Below are 19,504 nucleotides of genomic sequence, written 5' to 3' on the forward strand. Positions count from 1 at the left end.
CTTCTGAGTCGCCCAGGGCTGATTGTTCTCGTCGCGGCCCCGCTGCTGGCCGATCTCCTCGCAGCCGTGGAGAGAAGCGAGACGGTGATAGAGCGCGCCTTGGACACGCCCACGAGGGCCGTCAGCGCGCACGCCTCGACCTAGTTCTGCGGTGCCAGGGTGCGCAGGACGTCGAACTCGTTGCCCTCGGGGTCTGCCATGACCACCCAGTTTCGGTCTGAGCCCTGACCAACATCCGTCTTGGTGGCGCCGAGGCCGAGCAATCTGGTCACCTCGTCCTCGGTGCTGCCGTCGATCGGGCTGACGTCGAGGTGAAGCCGGTTCTTCACGGTCTTGCCCTCGGGCACCTGGATGAACACCAGCGTGGGCGGCATCTGACGGGCCCGGACGTCCTCGATGGTCGGCACCCAGGAGCCGATCTCGACCTTGCCCTCGCTCCGGTCGATCACTTTGAAGTCCAGGACCTCGCACCAGAAGGTCGCGAGCCTCTCCGGATCGTGGCAGTCAACGGTCAACTCGGTGAACCTACTTGTCATGACTCTCCTAGATGGTGCGGACGGGGCTCAGAGTAGGCCGCCCGTCCGATAGCTGCGAGATCTTCCTGACCAGGGACATCAGACGGGCTTGACCCGGCATCAGGTACGCGAGAAGCCCTGGTAGGAACAGGTCTGCGAAGAACAGGTTCCGGGTATCGAGAGGTTTCACGCGTTGACCAGAGCGAGTAGGGCCGCCACCTGCGGCGACGCCGACTTGCCCATCGAGGATCTGGCCGTCCGAGAACCGAGTCGCCGTGGTCGCGGACCGGCGGACAGGCCCGGGCCCGAACCGACCGATATGATCATGAGCCGAGCAGGCGGCCTGTCGTTCAGTCGTATGCGTCAGCGTGGGCGGTCTGGTCGTCGTTTCAGGGTGTGCCGAACCAGCCGGTGAGTGCTTCGCGCAGCGCGGGCGCGGCGGTGTCGGCGGGTTCGTCGATGGTCGCGGCCCAGGCGACGTGGGCGTCCGGGCGGATCAGCACGGCGTCGGCCGGTCGCTGATCGGCTTTGGCGGTATGGATCTCGACGCGAGACTGCCAGTCTCCGGCGATCTGGCGCAGGTCCGGGCGGTCGGCGAGGTCGAGAAAGACGGGCCGAGCGGTCTGCATGAGCTCCGCGACGCTGGTCGTGCCCTGGTCGGTGTGCAGGGTGAGGTCGGGGGCGAAGGTCCCGGCCAGCGCATGCTGGTCGGAGCCGGGCATCGGGTAGCGGATATCGGTGCCGGCGACGAGCGCCCCCATGCGGCGCAGCGGCGACTCGTCAGCGAGCAGCTCCTGGAAGACCTCCCGCAGCGCTTCGGCGGCCACATCGTGCCCGCGCCGCAACGCGACCTGGGCTCGGGTGTGCAGCATGGTGCGGGCGCCGGCGAGGTGGCGTTCGTGGTGGTAGGTGTCCAGCAGGCCGGCCGGCGCCCAGCCGTGGATGTCGGCGGCCAGCTTCCAGGCCAGGTTGACGGCGTCCAGCATGCCGGCGTTGATTGCCACCCCGGTGGCGGGGAACAGGTGCGCCGCATCGCCGGCCAGCAGGATCCGCCGGTGGCGGTAGCGTTCGGCCTGGTGGGCCTTGAAGGTGAACCGCGACAGCCGAAGCGCCTTCCCCACAGGCAGATCCACGCCGAGCACGCGGCGGAGGCTGTCCTGGAGCTCGGTCACGGTCATCGGTGTGTCGTCGTCGTATTCGGTGCTCTCGTCTTCGATGGTGTAGAGGGAGACGACCGTGGAGGTGGGTGACGCGCTGACGCCGAACAGGCCGCGGTCGGTCCGGGTGAAACCCGCGCGGATCGTGCCGAAGCCGGGGACGTCGAGATCGCCGTTGCCGAGGATGGTCACCGTGTCGGGCAGGGTGACCTGGGCCAGCCGGTTGACCTCCGGATAGGTGGTGCCGGGGAAGCCGATGCCGGCCCGGTCACGGACCCGGCTGCGCGCGCCGTCGCAGCCCACGAGGTAGCGGGCGATCACCTGGTACGGCCCGTCCGGGCCCCGTACGTCCACGGTCACCGCGGCGGCGTCCTGGCTCACCCCGACCACCTCGTGTCCGCGGCGGAGGTCGACGTCGAGCTCGCCGGCGCGTTCGTCGAGCAGCTGCTCAAGCAGTTGTTGCGGAAGCGGCAGGGCGTGCATGGGGGGATCCGCCAGCTGGGTGAAGTCCAGATGCACGCCGCCGAACGGGAACCGGGGGGCCGGCACGGGGTCGGTGCAGGCTGCTTGGAATCGTTCCAGCAGGCCTCGGTAGCGCAGCAGCTCCAGGATCTGCCCGCCGAGACCACCGGCCTTGGGGGTGACCCGGCGCTGCGGCTGCCGCTCCAGTACCAGCGGTCGCACCCCGGCCAGCCGCAGTTCAGCAGCCAGCATGAGACCGGTCGGGCCCGCGCCCACAATGATCACGTCGGCCTCGATCACTTGCCACTCCCTTTGCGGTCCGTGGTCGCTGGTGGGGGTTGGGTTTTCATGGTTCCTCGTCTTTGGTGTCGCGCTCAGGCGAAGAGCTCGCCGAGCAATTCGGGGTCAACGGGGATGGGGGCCGGGTGGCAGGCCGGCGGCTGCGTGCCCATCAGCTCGCGTACCAGGAAGTCCCAAGCGCTTGCTGTAGCTGCGCAGGTCGACATCCATCAGGCGGCGTCGAGGGCTCCGGTGATCTTGCGGATCATCTCGGCCAGCGTGGGGCTGGGCTCGCCCTGGTGGGTCCGGGCGGCTGCTTCGACGGCGACGAGGACGGTGCTGCGGAAGTTGCCGGCCTCTGCCGGAGCCTGCTGCTTGAGCAGGCTCATGGCCGCCGTCAGGGTCGGCAGCACATGGTCGGCGAGTTCAGCCACCGACTTGCCGTTCAGGTTGATGTCCTTGGTCTTCGCGGCGAGCACGTGCCCGACCAGGCCGGTCGCAGAAGCCAGGGCGAGGGAGCCGTCGGTGGCGATCCTGTGGGGCGAGCCGGCGGCTCCGGCGGCGGCCAGCAACGAGACGGCACCGTACGCGCCGGTGCGCAGGGTGGTCTTGTCCTGGTCGGTCAGGTTGATGGACATGGTGGTGTGCTCCTTGTGTACGGCTGAAGCTGTTACGGACTGCGGTTGAACAGGCGGATGGTGCAATGCGGTCCTGCTGGTGCCCGGGCTATCTCGATGGCTCAGGCCGGGGCCGCCTGTTGGATGTCGTGGGTGGAGAGCGGGCCTACCGGGCGTGGGCGTAGCGGGGTGCGGGCTCGGTGTCAGTCGTCGATGGCCTGGTAGAGCGTGGTCCAGAAGTCGTGGATCAGCCGCGCCGGATCCGGGGTTGACAGCCCGACCTGGGTGAGCAGGACTCCGGTGAGCTGCTTGTCCGGGTCGGCGTAGGCCGTGGTCCCGGTTCCGCCGTCCCAGCCGAACTGGCCGACCGACGCGTAGTCGCCGCGGTAGGTGCGCACCGCCATCCCGAAGCCCCAGCCGCCCTGCTGCCCTTGGCCGAACGACACATGGACGTTGTTCTTGGCCAGGTCGTTGCGGGCGGCGTTTTGCTCGGGGGTGAGGCGGTTGGTGGTCATCAGCTCCACAGCGGGCCGGGACAAAATCCGTTCGCTCCCGTGCATCCCGCCATTGAGCAGCATCTGGAAGTAGGCGTGGTAGTCATCGGCGGTGGAGACCAACCCGCCGCCGCCATGCTGAAAGGCCGGAGGCTGGCTGTAGCGTCCGCTCGCGGCCTCGTCCCACACGTGGAACTGTCCTGTCTGCGGGTCGGGAGCGTAGCTGGGCGGCAGCCGGTCGATCTTGTCGGCGGGCACGTGGAAGGCGGTGTCCTTCATCCCCAGCGGGTCGAAGACGCGTTCGCGCAGAAACGTCTCGAACGGCTGACCGGTGACCCTGGCGACCAGCACGCCGAGGACGTCGTGGCTGAGATCGTACTGCCAGCACTGTCCGGGCTGGTAGGCCAGCGGCAGCTCGCCGAGGCTGCGCATCCACTTGTCCGGGTCGGGCGCCGGCCCCGTTTCCCCGCCGTAGTTGGCCCGCTCCAGAACTGCGGCCATGATCGGGGAGCCCATCAACGTCAGGTCCACGCCGAGCCCGAACGTGGAGGTCAGCAGGTCCCGCACGGTGATCGGCCGCCGTGCCGGCACGGTGTCCTCCAGCGGGCCGTCCGCCCGCGCCAGCACCTGCCGGTCGGCCAGTTCCGGCAGCCACGCATCGACCGGGTCATCCAGCCGCAACCTGCACTCATCCAGCAGGACCATCGCCGCCGCCATCGTGACCGGCTTGGACGTCGAGGCCATCCGGAAGATCGTGTCCCGGCGCATCGGCGCGCCACCGTCATGACGCATCGTCCCCATCGCCTCGACGTGCGTCTGGCCGCCCCGGCCGACCAGGGCCACCAGCCCGGGAATCTTTCCGGACTCGACATACCGAGCCAGCACCTCACGCAGTCTGTGCAGCCCCGTGTCGGAGAAGCCGCCGTTGCTGTGTCCCATCATGAATCTCCTTGCATCAAGTGTTCGATTTCTGCTCGCGTGGCCCAGTTCGCAGCCCCGAGGCCGCGATCGCTGAACCGTTCACGGAAGTCACCATCACCGACCGCTCTGATACCGGGCCGTCGCCGTCCTGACGCAGCCGCTGACACGCCTCCGCGTGGTCGGCGGTGATGGCGGTGACGGTGAACGACGCGACCCGGTCGGCCAGCCAGGAGTCAGCCCGTGATCGGGGAAATCCACTCGATGAGCTGGATCGCCACGCCGTTGGGGTCGGTGAGCTGCACCAGCAGCTCACCCCACGGCTCCCGCCGGAGCGGGATGGTGATGGGGGCGCCTTCACGGCGCAGCCGCTCGTACTCGGCGGCGAGGCCGGTGACCGTGAACACCACGATCACCTCTGCCAGTCCCTGTCCCGGCTGCCACCGCTCGAGGTCGCGCTCCATCAGGACCAGGTCGACGGCCGCGTCGTCACGGCCCAGCGCGATGAACTCCTCGCCGGTCAGGATTTCGCGAAAGCCGAGATGACTGGTGAAGAACCGGCTGGAAGCGGCCGGGTCAGCGACGGTCAGGGATACCGTGGAAGAGACGATGTTCACGCCACAGCACCAGAAAAGGACATATCTCCATCCACCTCCCGACGGGCGTGTTCTTTGGATGGATCAAGCATCACGCCGGGCAGTGCTGCGGATCAACGGCGACTATCGCAACGGTCGTCAACCCCACGGTTGACGGTCTCAATCGCGCAGCGGTCCCAGGTCGCGCGCCACGCGGGCGAAGGCGCGGATGAGGTCGTTCTCCGCGTCGCTGCGCCACACCAGCCCGTACGGCAGCGCCTCCATGTCCTTGACGGGCAGATAGGCGATGTCGGGGCGGGGAAAGTACCTGCTCACGTGGACTGGGAAGAGGGCGACGGCCTCGCCCAGGACCGTGTGCATAAAGACTTCCTCGATGTTGTTCACGGCGGCGGTGCGGTCGATCGCCCGGCCCTTGGGGGTGAGCCTCGGGACGTAGTGGTCGAACCAGTAGCCGGGCGCAGACTCGACGGACACGTGCTGGAAGTCGCTGACCGCCTCCAGGGAGACCGAGGACCGTCTGGTGAGCGCATGGTCGCCGGCCACGGCCAGCACCCTCGGCTCGGCGAAGAGCAGCGGACCCACCGTGAGGTCGGGCTCCTCGACCGGCGGCCAGGTGACCAGGATGTCGGTCTCCCCGTCGCGTAGCTGGGCGAACGGGTCCCGGTAGGCCGACACGCGCAGGCGCAGCTCCCACTGCGGGTGCCGGGCGCGGAAGGTCTCAAAGTAGCGGCGCAGTTCCTGAACGTTGGCCGGGAACAGGCTGACCCGGAGCGTGCCGGTCTTTCCCCGGCCCGCCAGCCGCGCCCGCTCCAGGCTCTGCGTCAACCCCTGATGCACCTGGCGCAGGTCGTCGCGGAGCTGCTCACCCACCGGCGTGAGCCGAACATTGCGGCTATCACGGGCGAAGAGCTCGACGCCGATGGCCCGTTCCTGCTTCTTGATCGCCTTGCTGACCGCCGCCACGGAGACGTGCAGCCGCTCGGCCGCGCGGCCGAAGTGCAGCTCCTCGGTAAGGGTCAGGAAGATCTCAATGTCACGCAGCTCCACAGGCCCTCCCTCCCCGACCTCGAGTCACCCTGAAGGCTCCAAACCGGTTAAGACCCTCATTTGGCGGGCAAGTCTGACATACAAGTACGTGGACATCGAGGTGTAGGTGCGCTACCAGCAGCGTCGCGTCCGGCGCGCTCTCCGGCCGGCCGCCGCCCTACTCGCACGGCCGAAGACGGCGCCAACACCTCCCCTGCTGGCCTAGAGGGCGGCGACCGGGTAACACATCCCTCGGATGTGCCTCATCGTGATGTTCCTCTCGTCGCAGAGAACTGCCTTCATCCACCGGGCCGGGGAAACCGGCGCCGGACGGCAGCCTCGCCCGACGAGGGCATGCGGCGGCACGCGACACGTGCGGTCGCACCAACAGTTGGCTTGATCTTGTTCAGCGCGTACACGGCCCCCGGCATCGCCGGGGGGCGAAACTGCGGTCAACACCTGGAACGCCCGCCGGGCGTCGGTGCTGTCGTGGCTGGGCTGGTGCGGCGAGCACGAGTACGACGGCCCGAAGGTGCCGGCGTGGGCGAAGCGGATGGCCCCGCCGGGCTCCGAGACCCCGGCCCGCTCGAAGATGGTCATCGACCGGCTGATCGCCCGCCGCAACGTCCACCTTCAGGAGAAGACGTTGTGGCGGATGCTTTACGAAACGGTCGCACGGTCGGAGGAGATCCTCGGCGTCAGCCCTCGCGACGTGTGCCCGGAAACCGGGCTGGTCCGGCTGTCGTACGGGCAGGCCCGCATGCTGCTGGACGAGCACACCGCCCTCGGCGTCGAGCCACGCCAGGGCTTGCAGCATGGTCACGACAGGCAGAGGGTTACCAGGGTATGACGCCGTCGTCCTCGAAGAACGACCCCGTCGGGCCGCCGTCGGGCAGCGTGGCGAGCCGGATCGCTGTGGCCGCGCCCTGCTCAGGAGTGCGGGGTCCATGGAAGCCGGTGAAGTCGGTCGCGACCAGGCCGGGGCAGGCGGCGTTGATCAGGATGTTCGTACCGGTGAACTGCCGGGCGTACTGCACGGTGATGGCGTTGAGGAACGACTTCGACGGCGCGTAGGCCGCCATGATGGGGCCGATCTCGATGTCCGGGTCCGCCTGCCGGGTCAGGGAGGCGACGGCACTGGAGACGTTGACGATGCGTGGCGAGGTCGAGCGCCGCAGCAGCGGCAGCATCGCGTTGGTCACCCGGATGACACCGATGACGTTGGTCTCCACGACTGTGCGGACCACGTCGAGGTCGAGCGTGGTCGGGTCCTGCACCCACCCCGGACCCATCTCTCCTGAGATGCCGGCGTTGTTGACCAGGACATCCAGGCGCCCGGCCTGCCGTTCGATCAGTTCCGCGGCATCGGTGACGCTCTGGTCGCTGGTCACGTCCAGCGGCACCCCGAATGCGTCCACCCCGGCGGCGCGCAGCTTCTCAACGGCGGTCTCGAGCCGGGCCTCGTCGCGGGCTCCCACGCCCACGCGGTATCCGAGGGCGCCCAGCCCGGTCGCAATTTCGTACCCGATTCCCTTGTTCGCGCCGGTCACCAGCGCGAACTTCGTTTCACTCATGCCGTTGATGTTCGCTCACGGACGAGCGGCGCATCCAACACCGATACGGTGCCCTGTAATACCCGGTAGGTATCACTGAGTATGCTGTAGCCGTGGACACCTTGGAGACCCGCGAGTTGAGGTACTTCGTGGCCGTCGCCGAGGAACTGCACTTCGGCCGCGCCGCCGAGCGCCTCGGCATGGCCCAGCCACCGCTGTCCCGGGCGATCCAGCAGCTCGAGCGGCGCCTCGGCGTCTCCCTACTGGAACGTAATCGCCGCGGCGTCTCCCTGACCAGCGCCGGAGAGGTGCTGCTGCACGAAGGCCGCGCAGCCCTCGACGCGACCACCGCTGCCGCTCGCCGCACCCGTCGCGCCGGTGGCGCCGACAGTCCGGGTGGCCCCCGCAATCGCCTGGTGCTGGCGGTGAAGGCCGCCGGGTCTCACGAGCTGCTGCACAAGCTCCTCGACGCCTACGCGGCCGAGCCCGACGCCGCCGAGATCGAGGTGCTGCCGTGCGGCATTGGTGAGCAGGAAGGGCTGCTGCGCGATGGCCGCGCTGATGTGGCGCTCATGCAGGCGCCGTTCAACTCCCTCGCCGGGTTCGACAGCGAGGAACTGCTGACCGAGGGGCAGATCGCTATCCTGCCCGCCAGGCACCCCCTCGCCGCGCGCAAGACTTTGTCCCTGGCCGACGTCAGCGACGTCCCCGATCTTCCGCTCGCCCGCTGGCCCTGCCACGGCACGTACCCACCCGGCCCGGGCCCCGAGATCCACGACCAGACGCAGCTGGCCCAGCTGATCGCCCTCGGACGCACCGTGGCCGTCATCCCCGACTCCGCCCGCGCCTGGCTGTGGACCGAGCACACCGCCGTCCCCTTGACCGACGCGCCCCCCGTCGTCACCCACATCGCCTGGCCCGCGCACAGCCACTCCCTCGCCCTCGCCGGGCTGGTCCGCACGGCCGCACAGCTATGACCCTGCGCCCGTGGTGCGGAGTGACCCAGGCCGCGCCCGATCTGGTCTCTCCACTGGTCGATCAGGCGGTCGGGCGCCTCACGCCTGGATTCGGCTACAGCTGGATGATGTCGTAGTAGTCGAGGCGGTCGACGGTCAGCTTCAGCTTGCCGTGCCGACAGGAGAATGCCGGTGACTTCGACGGCGGGAAATCTGGCGAGACCAACGAGACGCGGCGCGGGCAGGAGCCCAGGTCAGCCTGCACAACGAACCCTGACTGGGGCGCGATGCCCTGGTCGTAGTTGTGGTTGACGAGGTGGATGGAGCGCTTGCTGGTACCGCGCTGCACGAGCAGGCTCGCCGCGACGTTGGCCACACCCACCCGTACCGCCTGGGTGCCGATCGCGTTGTCCTTGAAGATCGCGCGATGGTCCTTGTAGAAGCGGGTGTACGTCTTGAAGAAGTCCATCATTCCGAGGTCCGTCGCGGTGGGGCTGCCGACTGTGTCCTTCAGGTGGAAGGCGGGGAAGATGCCGTTCGCGTACGCCTCGGCGCCGAAGATCTGCCAGTAGTCCCTTTTCTCCTGCAGCGGCAGGTTGAGATAGTTGGTCATCATGTCGTTCGGCCAGTCGATGAACACGACGACCGGCACGTGGCCCGCGATCCGGGCGCTCTGCTCCTTCAGGTAGCGGTACTGCGACTGGAGCGACTTGGCGCCGTTGAGGTGGCCGTCGACCACCGGCACATAGTCGGCGCCTCGGAAGTCGGGCGTCTGCTCGTCCGGGTTCCACGGGTACATGCCGACGCTGTTGAAGTCCACGTAGGGCCACAGCCCGTTCGAGGAGATGAGAATGCCGCGGTGCTGGGTGCGCCAGGCGTACGCGCGCATCTCGTCGACGGTCTCTTTCCAGTACCGGCGGATGTACGTGGCGGTGAACGACGTGTCCTCGGCGTACATGCGGTTGGCGACCACCCGGCCCCACTCGGGAGCGAGCGCGTTCGCCGCGTTCAGGGGGTCTAGGTTCCAGCCGCCGGTTCGCAGGTAATCGCGGTAGTTGAAGTTGGCCGCCAGGTCGCCGGCCGGCACGTCGCGACGGAGGATGTTGTCGTCGGTCATGCCGAAGCGCGACTTCCAGTCCGCGGCGGTGAAGGTCGGATACTTCGCCAGGAGGTACCGGTTGAAGTCGGCGATCGCGTAGTCGTCGAAGCCCTCGTTGCCGTTGAAGCCGTACTTCGACCCGCCGCTGAATCCGGCGTTGATCTCGTCGAAGTTGAGCCCGTCGACTCCGCCGTCGACCTGGATGCGTGCCCAGGAGAGGAGGTACTCGCGGTACTTGGGGTTGAAGATGTTGCCCCGCCGCGCCGGCTCCGGAAAGCCGAATTCGTCATGGGGTACCGGATTGCCGTCCGCGTCGCGCGTCGACATGTCGTCGAAGATTTCGGCGGTGGCGAAGTCCTTCGGGAAGATCACGCTCGCCGTGCCGCTGCCCATGAAGTTGATGCCCTTGGCGTGGTAGCGGTCGATCTGCGCGAAGTTGTAGTCAGCTGCCTCGTCCCCCGCCGTGGACCACTTCCCGATCGCGCGGATGGTGGTGTCCGGGTCGAGCTCGTAGACCTGCGGGTCCTCCTCGTGCACGTCCGACTGGCTGAACCCGTACACGACGAAGTCCCCCGCCCTGGACGGGCTTCCGGTGGCGCCTGCGGCCGGCGCCGACTGTCCCGACACCGCGAGCGCCACCGCCACGATGCCAGCTGACCAGCGCAACAGCCCAGATCGCCGTGGCATCATGTCCCCCTGGGGGCTTCGGCGCTGCTCGGCGGCAGATTTTCGAAAGCATATGCCCGGGTTGTCGATGTTTGGAAGCGCTCGATCCGGCTCGGGCCGAAGGGCCCCCGCGCCTAAGATCATCGCGTCGGATGGACCGTGTCGCCGTTTCCCCGGGCGTGTTTCAGAAGTTGTGGGTTGGCTGACGTGGTTTCGTGGTCGGCGCTCGTTGACCTGTGTTCGGGGCTGAACCCATGACGCGCGTCACGGGCGCGGGATGTTGCGCAGGTTCGAGCGGGCAAGTTGGATCATGCGGCCCACGCCGCCGCTGAGCACGAGCTTGCTGGTGGTGGTGGCGAAGCCGGCCAGTTGCTGGCCGGTGATGTGTGGGGGCATGGACAGGGCGTTGGGGTCGGTGACGAGATCGAGGAGGGCCGGTCCGTCGTGGTCCAGCGTCTGGCGTAGCGCGTCCCGCACGTCGCGTGGATCGTCGACCCGTACGCCGTGGATTCCGGCCGCGCGGGCGATGGCCGCGTAGTCGGTGTGGGGGTAAGTGGTGCCGTACGGCGGGAAGCCGGCGACCATCATCTCCAGGTCGACCATGCCGAGCGCGGAGTTGTTGAAGAGCACGATCTTGACGGGCAGATCGTACTGGGTCAGCGTGAGCAGGTCGCCCATCAGCATGGAGAGTCCGCCGTCGCCCGAGAGGGAGATGACTTGCCGGCCGCGGTCGGTCAGTTGCGCGCCGATGGCCTGTGGCATGGCGTTGGCCATCGATCCGTGGCTGAAAGAGCCGAGCAGGCGGCGCCGGCCGTTCGGGGACAGGTAGCGGGCCGCCCACACGGTGCACATGCCGGTGTCGACGGTGAAGACGGCGTCGTCGGCGGCCTCGTCGTCCAGCAGGGAGGTGACGTATTCGGGGTGGATCGGGCGGTGCCGTTCGACGTCGCGGGTGTAGGCGGTGACGACGCCTTCCAGGGCGGCGGCGTGCTTTTGCAGCATCCGGTCCAGGAAGCGGCGGTCGCTCTTCTCCCGCACCTGCGGCGCCACGGCGAGCAGGGTCTCGCGGACGTCGCCCCAGACGGCCAGGTCCAGTCTGCAGCGGCGGCCCAGGTTCTCGGCGCGGATGTCGACCTGGACGACGCGTACGTCCTCGGGCAGGAACGCGGTGTAGGGGAAGTCGGTGCCCAGCAGGATGAGCAGGTCGGCTTCGTGCATCGCCTCATAGGCGGCGCCATAGCCGATCAGGCCGGACATGCCGACGTCGAACGGGTTGTCGTACTGGATCCATTCCTTGCCGCGCAGCGCGTGTCCGACCGGTGCCTTGACGCGTTCGGCGAAGGCCATGACCTCCTGATGGGCGTCGGCGGTGCCGCTGCCGCAGAACAGCGTGACCCTCTCGGCCTCGTCGACCAGCCTGGCCAGCTCGGCGACCTCGGCCTCGGCGGGACGTACGACCGGTCGCCGGGTGAGGATCGCCACTTCCGCGCCCGGCTGCGCGGTGTCCTGGCCGGCGATGTCTCCCGACATGCTGACGACGGCGACCCCGCCCAGGCCGATGGCGTGCTGGATGGCGGTCTGCAGGATGCGTGGCATCTGCTCCGGGTGTGAGATCAGCTCGGAGTAGTGGCTGCACTCGGCGAACAACCGTTCCGGGTGGGTCTCCTGGAAGTAGGAGGTGCCGATCTCGGCGCTGGGGATGTGCGCGGCCAGCGCCAGCACCGGCGCCATGCTGCGATGCGCGTCGAACAATCCGTTGATCAAATGCAGATGACCAGGGCCGCAGCTGCCCGCACACGCGCCCAGCCGCCCGGTGAGCTGCGCCTCCGCACCTGCCGCGAACGCTCCCACCTCCTCGTGCCGCACCTGCACCCATTCGATCGCCGGATGACGGCGTACGGCGTCGGTGACGGGATTGAGGCTGTCACCGACGACTCCGTACAATCGCTCGACCCCGGCTCGCGCGAGGATGTCGACGAACTGCTCCGCGACGCTTTGCTTGGCCATATCCCGACGCCCCCGTCTGCTCGAAACCCCCGGCCGACCGGCGGGCCCCCGCCCTCGATCAGCCGAATCTCCATCGAATCGCCTTGTCCTGCTGGATTCCCCTAGCGTTCCCGTTTCCGCCGGTACGAAGAGTGCGGTGATCACGAGGAGGGGGCTACCCCGTCGAAGGCGACCGGCAGGTGGCTGGGGCCGCGCAGGCGCGGGTTCGGCCGGTAAGGGGGCGGGTCGGTGAGCAGGCGGGGATTGCGTAGCCGGTGAACGAGTTCGGTCAGCGCGAGCTGTGTTTCGAGCCGGGCCAGGGGCGCGCCGAAGCAGTAGTGGATGCCGCTGTTGAAGCCCAGGTGCTCGTTGTCTGGGCGGTCGGGGTCGAACCGGTCTGGGTTGTCGAAGCGGTCGGGGTCACGGTTGCCGGCGGCCAGTGCCAGGACGATGGAGGCGCCTTGGGGGATGGTGGTGCCGGCGATGTCGATGTCGGTCAGAGCGATGCGCCGCAGGGCGAAGTGCACCGGCGGCTCGTAGCGCAGCAGCTCCTCGACAAGGGGGTCGATCAGTTCGGGCTCCTCGCGCAGCCTGTTGAGGGTGTCGGGGTGGCGCAGCAGGGTCAGCATGCCGTTGGTGATGAGGTTGACGGTGGTCTCGTGGCCGGCCACGAACAGCAAGATGGCGTTGGCCAGCAGTTCCTGACGCGACAGCCCTCCGCAGGTGGGGTCGTCGGCGGCCAACGTGGACAGCAGGTCGTCGCCCTGGTTGGCGAGGCTGCTTTCGATCACATCGTTCAGGTACGAGCTCATCTCGCGCTGGGTGGTGGCGAGCAGGCGCTCCGGGTCCTCGGTCCTGGGGTCGAGCGTCTCGATGAGCGCGTCGGCCCACTTGCTGAAACGCGGTTCGTCCTCTCGAGGCACGCCCAGCAGCGAGCAGATCACCGTGACCGGCAGCGGGTAGGCGAAGTCGTGGACGATGTCCACCTGATCCCTGCCCTCGAACCCGTCGATGAGCGTCGTGACGATCTCGGTTATCCGGCCGCGCATGCCCTCGATCCGGCCGGGCGTCTCCGGCGGCCCGAAGTGCCGCATCACGGCACGCCGGCTCCGATCGTGGGCGGGAGGGTCGAGATGGATGAAGGAGGTCGGCGGCTCCCCCGAGCGCTCATCCTCGCCGGGCCGCCCGACGTCGGGGCCGCTGAGCCGGTCGGAGCTGACGCGCGGATCGTGCAGCAACGCGACGATCTCCCGGTAGGTGCTGACCACGTAGCTGCCGTCGTCCTGCCGCGCCACGGGCGTCTTGCGCAGTTCGGCGTACAGCGGGTAGGGGTTCGCGCGGTTCGACTGGTCCAGGACCTGCTCGTAGACGCTGGTCGGAGTGCTGCTCTGCGGCATGGTGACGGTTCCTTGTGCGGAGTTGTACGCGGCGGTTCAGGATTGGGCGGTCAGGCGCGGCGGCGTACCAGCGTGGCGCGGCGTTCGCCGGGGTCGTGGCCGGTCACCACGACCGTGGCGTTCTGCGTGGCCGCGACGTGGTCGGACACTTCTGCCGCGACCGGGCGCAGCTCGACGGGCCCCTCTGCGGTGGCTAGCTCGGGCGGGAACGGCGCCGCCCGCTCGATCAGCTGCTGGTAGAAGGGCAGCCACATCGCCTGGTCGACGGTGACCGCGGCGGTGATGCGTCCCTGATAGCCGTAGACGGCGACGAAACGCCGCTCCTCCACCGAACCCTGGGCGATCACGACCTGGTCCGCGAAGGTCGGCACCCCGACGGATTTGATATTGAGGCCGAACTGGCTGGACCAGAAGACCGGCAGCCACAGGTGCGGCCAGCGTTCGCTCTGGTCGCACAGCATGTTGTGGGCGGCCACTTCCGCCTGGGCGACGGCGTTGCCCCAGTGCTCCAGAGTCACGAACTGGTAGCCGTAGACCGGGTGAGGGAAGCGCGCGATGTCCCCGGCGGCGAAGATGTCGTCGGTGACGACGCCGTTGACATCGACGGCACGGCAGCCCGCGTCGCAGGCCACGCCCCATACGCCGGCCGCCAGGCCGGAGTCGTCCAGCCATTCGACGTTGCGGACTCCGCCGAGCGCGACCACCGCGGTGTCCACCTCCAGTGTGCTGTCGTCGGACAGGCGCGCGGAGCGCAACCGGCCGGACGAGTCGCCCTCCAGGGCCGTGACCGAGGTGTCGCAGCGCAGGTCCACGCCGTGCTCGCGCTGGATGTCGGCGGCGATCGCGCCGATCACTCCGCCCAGCGCTCCGGACAGCGGGGCCGGACCGCGCTCGGCGACCGTCACCGGCCGGCCCAGTTCCCGGCAGACCGAGGCGCATTCCGAGCCGGTGAAGCCGGCGCCGATGACCAGGACCCGCCCGTCAGTGGCGGCAAGGTGCCGGCGCAGCCCGGCCGCATCCTCCATCGTGCGCAGCACGAACACCCCGTCCAGGGCCGCCTCCTCCGGCTTGAACCAGGGCCGGGCGCTCATCCCCGTGGCGATCAGCAGCCGGTCGAAGCCCACCTGCCGGCCATCGGCCAGACGCACCTGCCGGCCCGGCAGGTCCAGCCCCACCGCCCGCTGCCCCAGCAGCCACTCGGCGTCCAGCTCGCCGAACCGGGGCAGCGCGGTGTGGTCGGGCGGGACCTGCCCGACCATCACCTGCTTGGACAGCGGCGGCCGGTCGTAGGGCTCGTGCTGTTCGTCGCCGATCAGCGTCAACGGTCCGGTGAACCCCTCACGCCGCAGCACCATGGCGGCTCGCAGGCCCGCCAGCGAAGCGCCGACGATGACGATGCGGCCCTTCCACCTGGTTCTCTGACCGTTCTGGGCGGCCGGTCGCGCGCGCCTCTTCCCTTTCGCCACAGGAGTGACGGGCCCGTCGACGTGGACGGCCTGGACGGGGCACGCCCCCACCGCCCGCATCACCCGATCACGCTCGGCGTCATCCGGGTTCGGGTCGTAGATCAGCGCCTCCTGCCCGTGCAAGGCGAAGACGCCCGGCGCCGCGAAGACGCACTGACCGTAACCCTGGCACCGCGTGAGATCAACGATCACGCGCATCAGAACCCCCAGCGAGACGGGGGCACAGCTACGTCCCGTCCGCACGCGAAAGGAAAGCCTGGCCGTCTCTGCCCCCGAACATGAAAACGGCCATGGCGGCAGCATCAGACAGATGCCGAAACGCCTTCCCCGGACGTACGGTTTGCCATACCCGCTGGACAGGCCCACCCAACCGTTCACCCGGTGTGTCTAGCCATAATGGGTCGAATATGAAGCCGAAAATTGAGCTGTTCTGGCCGGTCAACGCCGATGAAGCCCTCCGCGCCGAGATCCACAGGGTCTTGCGAGCGGTCGTCGAATCGGGAGGCGCGGTCGGCTATCTGGAGCCACCCGACCGCGACGAGGCCGACGCCTGGCTGGCCGGCGTGCTCGATGCCGTACAACGCGACGATGCGGCCTTGGCACTGGCCCTTGTGGACGGGCGGGTCGAAGGAATGGGGCTCTGGATGCGTGGGTCGGCGCCGATCTTCACGCGCTCCGCCGAGATAGGGAAGATCATGGCGCACCCCTCGGCGAGAGGACTCGGACTGGGCCGGTTGATCGTGAGCGCACTCATCGACCACGCACGACAGGCCGGCATCGAGACCCTGACGCTAGGAGCGCGCGGCAACAACCTCGGAGCGATCGACCTCTACGAGCGGCTCGGCTTCCGCGAGTGGGGCAGGTTGCCCAACATCATCGAGGTGGGCGACCTCCGCTTCGACGAGGTCCGGATGTACCTGGAGCTGGGACGAGACGCCAAGGTCGTCCTGCATGGTTCACAGGCGGGTGGGCCAGGCTCCTCCCCCCGCCGGCAATCAAGGACCTGACGGAGGCCGGCGTTCCCATAGATGGCCCGCCGGGGTGACCGGCCGTCGGTCAGGCGTCGGCCAGGCGGGTGCCGTCGTCGGTCAGGCGAACGGCGCGGCCGGTGGCGGCCGAGCGGGTGGCCGCGGCTCCCACCAGCACACTGCGGATGCCGTCGCGGTACCCGGCAGGACGGCCCAGTGGATCCTCGCTCGGGCCGCGGAAGACGTCGTTCAGCAGCAGTCGGTCGCCGCCGCCGTGGCCGCCCTCTCCCTGCTCGATCGGGATCTCCTCGCGCTCCTGCCAGTGCCGGTGCAGGGTGAGCCGCTCCCAGGCTCCGGCCGCATGTTGCTTGGTGGCGGCGCTCGGGTCGATCGCGGCGTGCGGCGGCGTCCACGATCGCTCGCAGACCTCCAGCTCGACGCGCCCGGCCGTGCCGTTGAAGACGACGCGGTAGCCCTCGGAGGGGGCGTGCGCGGTGAGGGAGTAGGTGAGCATGGCCCGGTTCGCGTAGCGGACGAGGACCGACATGTTGTCGTCGATCGTCACGCCCGGCCCGAAGACGTCCTGGTCGCGGATGTAGCCGTCCTCGTGCTCGGCGTCCAGGTAGAGGCGCTTGAGCCGCTCGTCGGTGGAGATGTCCAGGATGAACGGGTCGGTGCCCAGGCCCGGCGCGCCCTGGCCGCGGGACGGGCGCGGGCCCCGGGGCAGGGCCTGGCCGTAGAAGCGCAGGTCGGTCTGGGCGAAGACGAGTTCGGGCGCCGCCGCGAGCCACCAGTTGACCAGGTCGAAGTGGTGGGTGGACTTGTGGACGAGCAGGCCGCCCGAGTTGACCTTGTCGCGGTGCCAGCGGCGGAAGTAGTCGGCGCCGTGGATGGTGTCGAGCGCCCACTCGAAGTGGACCGAGGTGACATCACCGATCTCGCCCGCGCTGATCAGCCGTTTCACCGCCGAGTTGCGCGGCGAGTAGCGGTAGTTGAAGGTCACCACCAGTTTGCCCGGATTGCGCTCGGCGGCGGCGGCGATGGCCTCGCAGCCCTCGGCGTCCACCGTCAACGGCTTCTCCACGATGACGTCGAGCCCCGCGTCGAGCGCGGCGACGACATAGCGGGCGTGCGTCGCGTCCACCGTGGTGACCACGACGGCGTCGGCCAGCTCCAGCAGCTTGCCGAACTCGTCCGGACGGAAGCGGGGCACCTCGCCGCCGATGCGCTCGGCGTAGTAGTCCATGCGGGTCTGGTTGGTGTCGCAGAGCCCGACGATCGTACCGGTGTCCCGCCAGTCGCCCAGCAGGGCGTCGATGTACATCCGGGCGCGGTGACCGAGGCCGACGAAGGCGTACCTGGTGCTCAACTTCTCTCCCCGAGTAGAAATGACGGGCCGGAGCCGCTGACGGCCCCGGCCCTGCGGTACCGGCCTCAGCCGGCGAGGGCGGCGTTGGCCTCGGTCAGGAACTTCTGCGCGGCGGCGTCCGGTGTCGTCTTGGCGAAGACGACCTCCTCGGTGACGCGCTTGAGGATGTCATCCACCTGGAGGGCGCCCTTCGGCGGGGCGGCGATCGGGCTCAGCTCGCTCCTGACCTCGTCGATGAAGGCCAGCGTCTTCTGGTCGACGGCCGGCAGCTTGTCCTTGACGGCCGCGAGCACCTTGGCGTTGATCGGCAGGCCGCGGTCGCTCAGCAGGATCGAGGCCGCGTCCGGGTCGTTGGTCATGAAGTCGATGAACTTGGCGGCTTCCGCGGGATGCTCGGACTTGGCGGCGACGGTGTAGAACATCGACGGCTGCAGGAACATGCCGCTGGTGGTCGCCTCCTTCGTCTTGGGCATGCGCAGCAGGGTCAGCTCCTGGCCGGACGCCTTGGACAGGCCGCCGAGCTGGTTGCTCCACCACATGCCCGTCGCGCCCGTGTTGGTGCCCAGCGGCGACTGTTCGACCCCGCCCGCGATCAGCTCGGAGCTCTTCGCGGCGTCAGGCGAGCCCTTGGTCTGGATGAGTTGCTGGTCGATGGCCCACCAGGCCTTCAGCGTGTCAGGCGAGACGCCCAGCTTCTTACCGTCGTAGAGCTTCTCGCCGCGCTGGGCCGCGAAGATCTGCAGCCAGGCGGGGTTGTAGTTGTACTCGGCTCCCGTGAGGCCGACACCGCTCGCGCTGATCTGCTTGGCCAGGTTGATCCAGTCGTCCCAGGTCCAGCTCTTGTCGTCGGGCACCTTCTGCTTGGCCTTCTCGATCGTCGCCTTGTTGACGAGCATGGAGAAGGCGTTGACGCCGGAGGGAATGGCGTACTGCTTGCCGTCGATGTTGCCGGCGGCGAGCGCCTGCTGGTCGAAGTCGGTCGTGATCACCTTGCCCGCCATGTCCGCCAGAGCGCCGCGTCCGGCGTACTCGCCCAAACCGCGGATCTCGATGCTCATGACGTCAGGGGCGTCGTTCGCCGCCACCTTGGTGGCGAGTTTCTCGTAGTAGCTGTTGAAGTCGGAGAAGTCGCCTTCGACGTTGATGGTCGGGTTCTTCTCCTCGAACTTCTTGATCACCTGCTCGGTGAGCTTCTGCCGGGAGTCGCTGCCCCAGTAGGAGAAGCGGAGTTCGACCTTGTCTCCGGCGGCCTTGTCACCGCTGCCGCCGCAGGCGGCGACCGACGTCATCACGGTGGCCGCGAGCAGGGCGACCGTCCACATCTTTCTAGGCTGCACGGCTCTACCTCCTGGTCAAGAGTTGCGGGGGGTGTTACTTCAGGCCGGTGGTCGCTACACCACGGATCAGGTACTTCTGGCCGGCCAGGAAGAATCCGAAGATCGGCCCTAGCGACACGATCGACATCGCGAACATCGGCCCCCACGAGGACTCGCCGCTGGAGTCGAGGAACTGACGCAGCGCGACGGCGACCGTGAGGTTGTCGGAGTTCGTGAGATACAGGTTCTGGCTGAAGAAGTCGTTCCATGTCCAGATGAAGGTGAAGATGCCGGTCGTGGCGAGGGCCGGGGTGCAGAGCGGGAGGATCACCTGCAGGAAGATCCGCCAGTAGCCCGCGCCGTCGATGGAGGCGGCCTCGTCCAGCTCTCTGGGCAGGGTGCGGATGAACTGCACCATGAGGAAGATGAAGAACGCGTCGGTGGCCAGGAACTTCGGCACGATCAGCGGCCAGATCGTGTTGATCCAGTCGAGCTTGGAGAACACGATGTACTGCGGCACGACCGTCACGTGGTAGGGCAGCATGATCGAGCCGAGCATGAGCGCGAACCACAGCTTCTTCAACGGGAAGTTCAGCCGGGCGAAAGCGTAGGCGGCCAGCGAGCAGGCCACCAGGTTCGCCACCACCGTCAGGCCCGTCAGGAC

General features: G+C 68.4%; 17 protein-coding genes. 3 read left to right on the plus strand and 14 right to left on the minus strand.

The window, feature by feature from the left end; genetic code table 11:
* Nucleotides 1–140: 140 nt before the first annotated feature.
* The 6 genes from KLK06_RS52395 to KLK06_RS52420 all read right to left on the minus strand — a co-directional run bounded on the left by KLK06_RS52395 (nucleotide 141) and on the right by KLK06_RS52420 (nucleotide 6,085).
* The gene (locus tag KLK06_RS52395; RefSeq protein WP_214643371.1) at nucleotides 141–536 is read right to left on the minus strand and encodes a VOC family protein; all 396 of its coding nucleotides are present in this window, start codon (nucleotides 534–536) and stop codon (nucleotides 141–143) included.
* Between the two features lie 368 nt (nucleotides 537–904).
* The gene (locus tag KLK06_RS52400) at nucleotides 905–2,434 is read right to left on the minus strand and encodes an FAD-dependent monooxygenase (RefSeq protein ID WP_308168866.1); all 1,530 of its coding nucleotides are present in this window, start codon (nucleotides 2,432–2,434) and stop codon (nucleotides 905–907) included.
* A 209-nt stretch (nucleotides 2,435–2,643) separates the two neighbouring features.
* Entirely contained in the window at nucleotides 2,644–3,051 is a 408-nt protein-coding gene (locus KLK06_RS52405) for a hypothetical protein (protein WP_214643372.1), read from the minus strand.
* A gap of 182 nt (nucleotides 3,052–3,233) precedes the next feature.
* Nucleotides 3,234–4,466: a serine hydrolase gene (locus KLK06_RS52410; protein ID WP_250907406.1), complete on the minus strand. Its 1,233-nt coding sequence runs from the start codon at nucleotides 4,464–4,466 to the stop codon at nucleotides 3,234–3,236.
* A 212-nt stretch (nucleotides 4,467–4,678) separates the two neighbouring features.
* Nucleotides 4,679–5,059 carry a VOC family protein gene (locus KLK06_RS52415; RefSeq protein WP_214643373.1) on the minus strand — a complete coding sequence of 127 codons (381 nt, stop codon included), beginning with the start codon at nucleotides 5,057–5,059 and terminating at the stop codon, nucleotides 4,679–4,681.
* A gap of 138 nt (nucleotides 5,060–5,197) precedes the next feature.
* The gene (locus tag KLK06_RS52420; protein WP_214643374.1) at nucleotides 5,198–6,085 is read right to left on the minus strand and encodes a LysR family transcriptional regulator; all 888 of its coding nucleotides are present in this window, start codon (nucleotides 6,083–6,085) and stop codon (nucleotides 5,198–5,200) included.
* A 460-nt stretch (nucleotides 6,086–6,545) separates the two neighbouring features.
* On the opposite strand from KLK06_RS52420, the gene KLK06_RS52425 reads away from it, so the two are divergent.
* Nucleotides 6,546–6,914, plus strand: a complete 369-nt coding sequence (locus tag KLK06_RS52425; protein ID WP_214643375.1) for a hypothetical protein — start codon at nucleotides 6,546–6,548, stop codon at nucleotides 6,912–6,914.
* Here KLK06_RS52425 and KLK06_RS52430 read toward each other — a convergent pair.
* A complete protein-coding gene (locus KLK06_RS52430) occupies nucleotides 6,901–7,638 on the minus strand; it encodes an SDR family oxidoreductase (RefSeq protein WP_214643376.1) in 738 nt (245 codons plus the stop codon). The two genes, KLK06_RS52425 and KLK06_RS52430, sit on opposite strands and share 14 nt — an antisense overlap.
* Nucleotides 7,639–7,730: 92 nt before the next feature.
* Here KLK06_RS52430 and KLK06_RS52435 point away from each other — a divergent pair, with 92 nt between their 5' ends.
* On the plus strand, nucleotides 7,731–8,594 hold the full coding sequence (locus tag KLK06_RS52435; protein ID WP_214643377.1) for a LysR family transcriptional regulator: 864 nt from the start codon (nucleotides 7,731–7,733) through the stop codon (nucleotides 8,592–8,594).
* A 94-nt stretch (nucleotides 8,595–8,688) separates the two neighbouring features.
* On the opposite strand, the gene KLK06_RS52440 is transcribed toward KLK06_RS52435, so the two are convergent.
* The 4 genes from KLK06_RS52440 to KLK06_RS52455 form a co-directional block, all read right to left on the minus strand.
* On the minus strand, nucleotides 8,689–10,317 hold the full coding sequence (locus KLK06_RS52440; protein WP_214643378.1) for a hypothetical protein: 1,629 nt from the start codon (nucleotides 10,315–10,317) through the stop codon (nucleotides 8,689–8,691).
* A 285-nt stretch (nucleotides 10,318–10,602) separates the two neighbouring features.
* Nucleotides 10,603–12,345, minus strand: a complete 1,743-nt coding sequence (locus tag KLK06_RS52445; protein WP_214643379.1) for a pyruvate dehydrogenase — start codon at nucleotides 12,343–12,345, stop codon at nucleotides 10,603–10,605.
* A 140-nt stretch (nucleotides 12,346–12,485) separates the two neighbouring features.
* The gene (locus tag KLK06_RS52450) at nucleotides 12,486–13,721 is read right to left on the minus strand and encodes a cytochrome P450 (protein WP_214643380.1); all 1,236 of its coding nucleotides are present in this window, start codon (nucleotides 13,719–13,721) and stop codon (nucleotides 12,486–12,488) included.
* Between the two features lie 50 nt (nucleotides 13,722–13,771).
* Nucleotides 13,772–15,385: an FAD-dependent oxidoreductase gene (locus KLK06_RS52455; RefSeq protein WP_250907407.1), complete on the minus strand. Its 1,614-nt coding sequence runs from the start codon at nucleotides 15,383–15,385 to the stop codon at nucleotides 13,772–13,774.
* A 209-nt stretch (nucleotides 15,386–15,594) separates the two neighbouring features.
* Between KLK06_RS52455 and KLK06_RS52460 the strand changes: the two genes are divergently transcribed.
* Complete coding sequence (locus KLK06_RS52460) at nucleotides 15,595–16,194, plus strand: GNAT family N-acetyltransferase (RefSeq protein ID WP_214643381.1); 600 nt, start codon at nucleotides 15,595–15,597, stop codon at nucleotides 16,192–16,194.
* Nucleotides 16,195–16,243: 49 nt separating this feature from the next.
* Here KLK06_RS52460 and KLK06_RS52465 read toward each other — a convergent pair whose 3' ends face one another.
* The 3 genes from KLK06_RS52465 to KLK06_RS52475 form a co-directional block, all read right to left on the minus strand.
* Entirely contained in the window at nucleotides 16,244–17,524 is a 1,281-nt protein-coding gene (locus KLK06_RS52465; protein WP_284735390.1) for a Gfo/Idh/MocA family protein, read from the minus strand.
* 65 nt (nucleotides 17,525–17,589) lie between these two features.
* Nucleotides 17,590–18,861 (minus strand): extracellular solute-binding protein, encoded by a 1,272-nt coding sequence (locus tag KLK06_RS52470; protein ID WP_214643382.1) that lies wholly within the window; start codon nucleotides 18,859–18,861, stop codon nucleotides 17,590–17,592.
* 34 nt (nucleotides 18,862–18,895) lie between these two features.
* On the minus strand, nucleotides 18,896–19,504 hold a 609-nt coding region (locus KLK06_RS52475), incomplete at its 5' end, for a carbohydrate ABC transporter permease (RefSeq protein WP_214643383.1).

This window comes from Nonomuraea sp. NEAU-A123 (assembly GCF_018603905.1).
Classification (GTDB): domain Bacteria; phylum Actinomycetota; class Actinomycetes; order Streptosporangiales; family Streptosporangiaceae; genus Nonomuraea.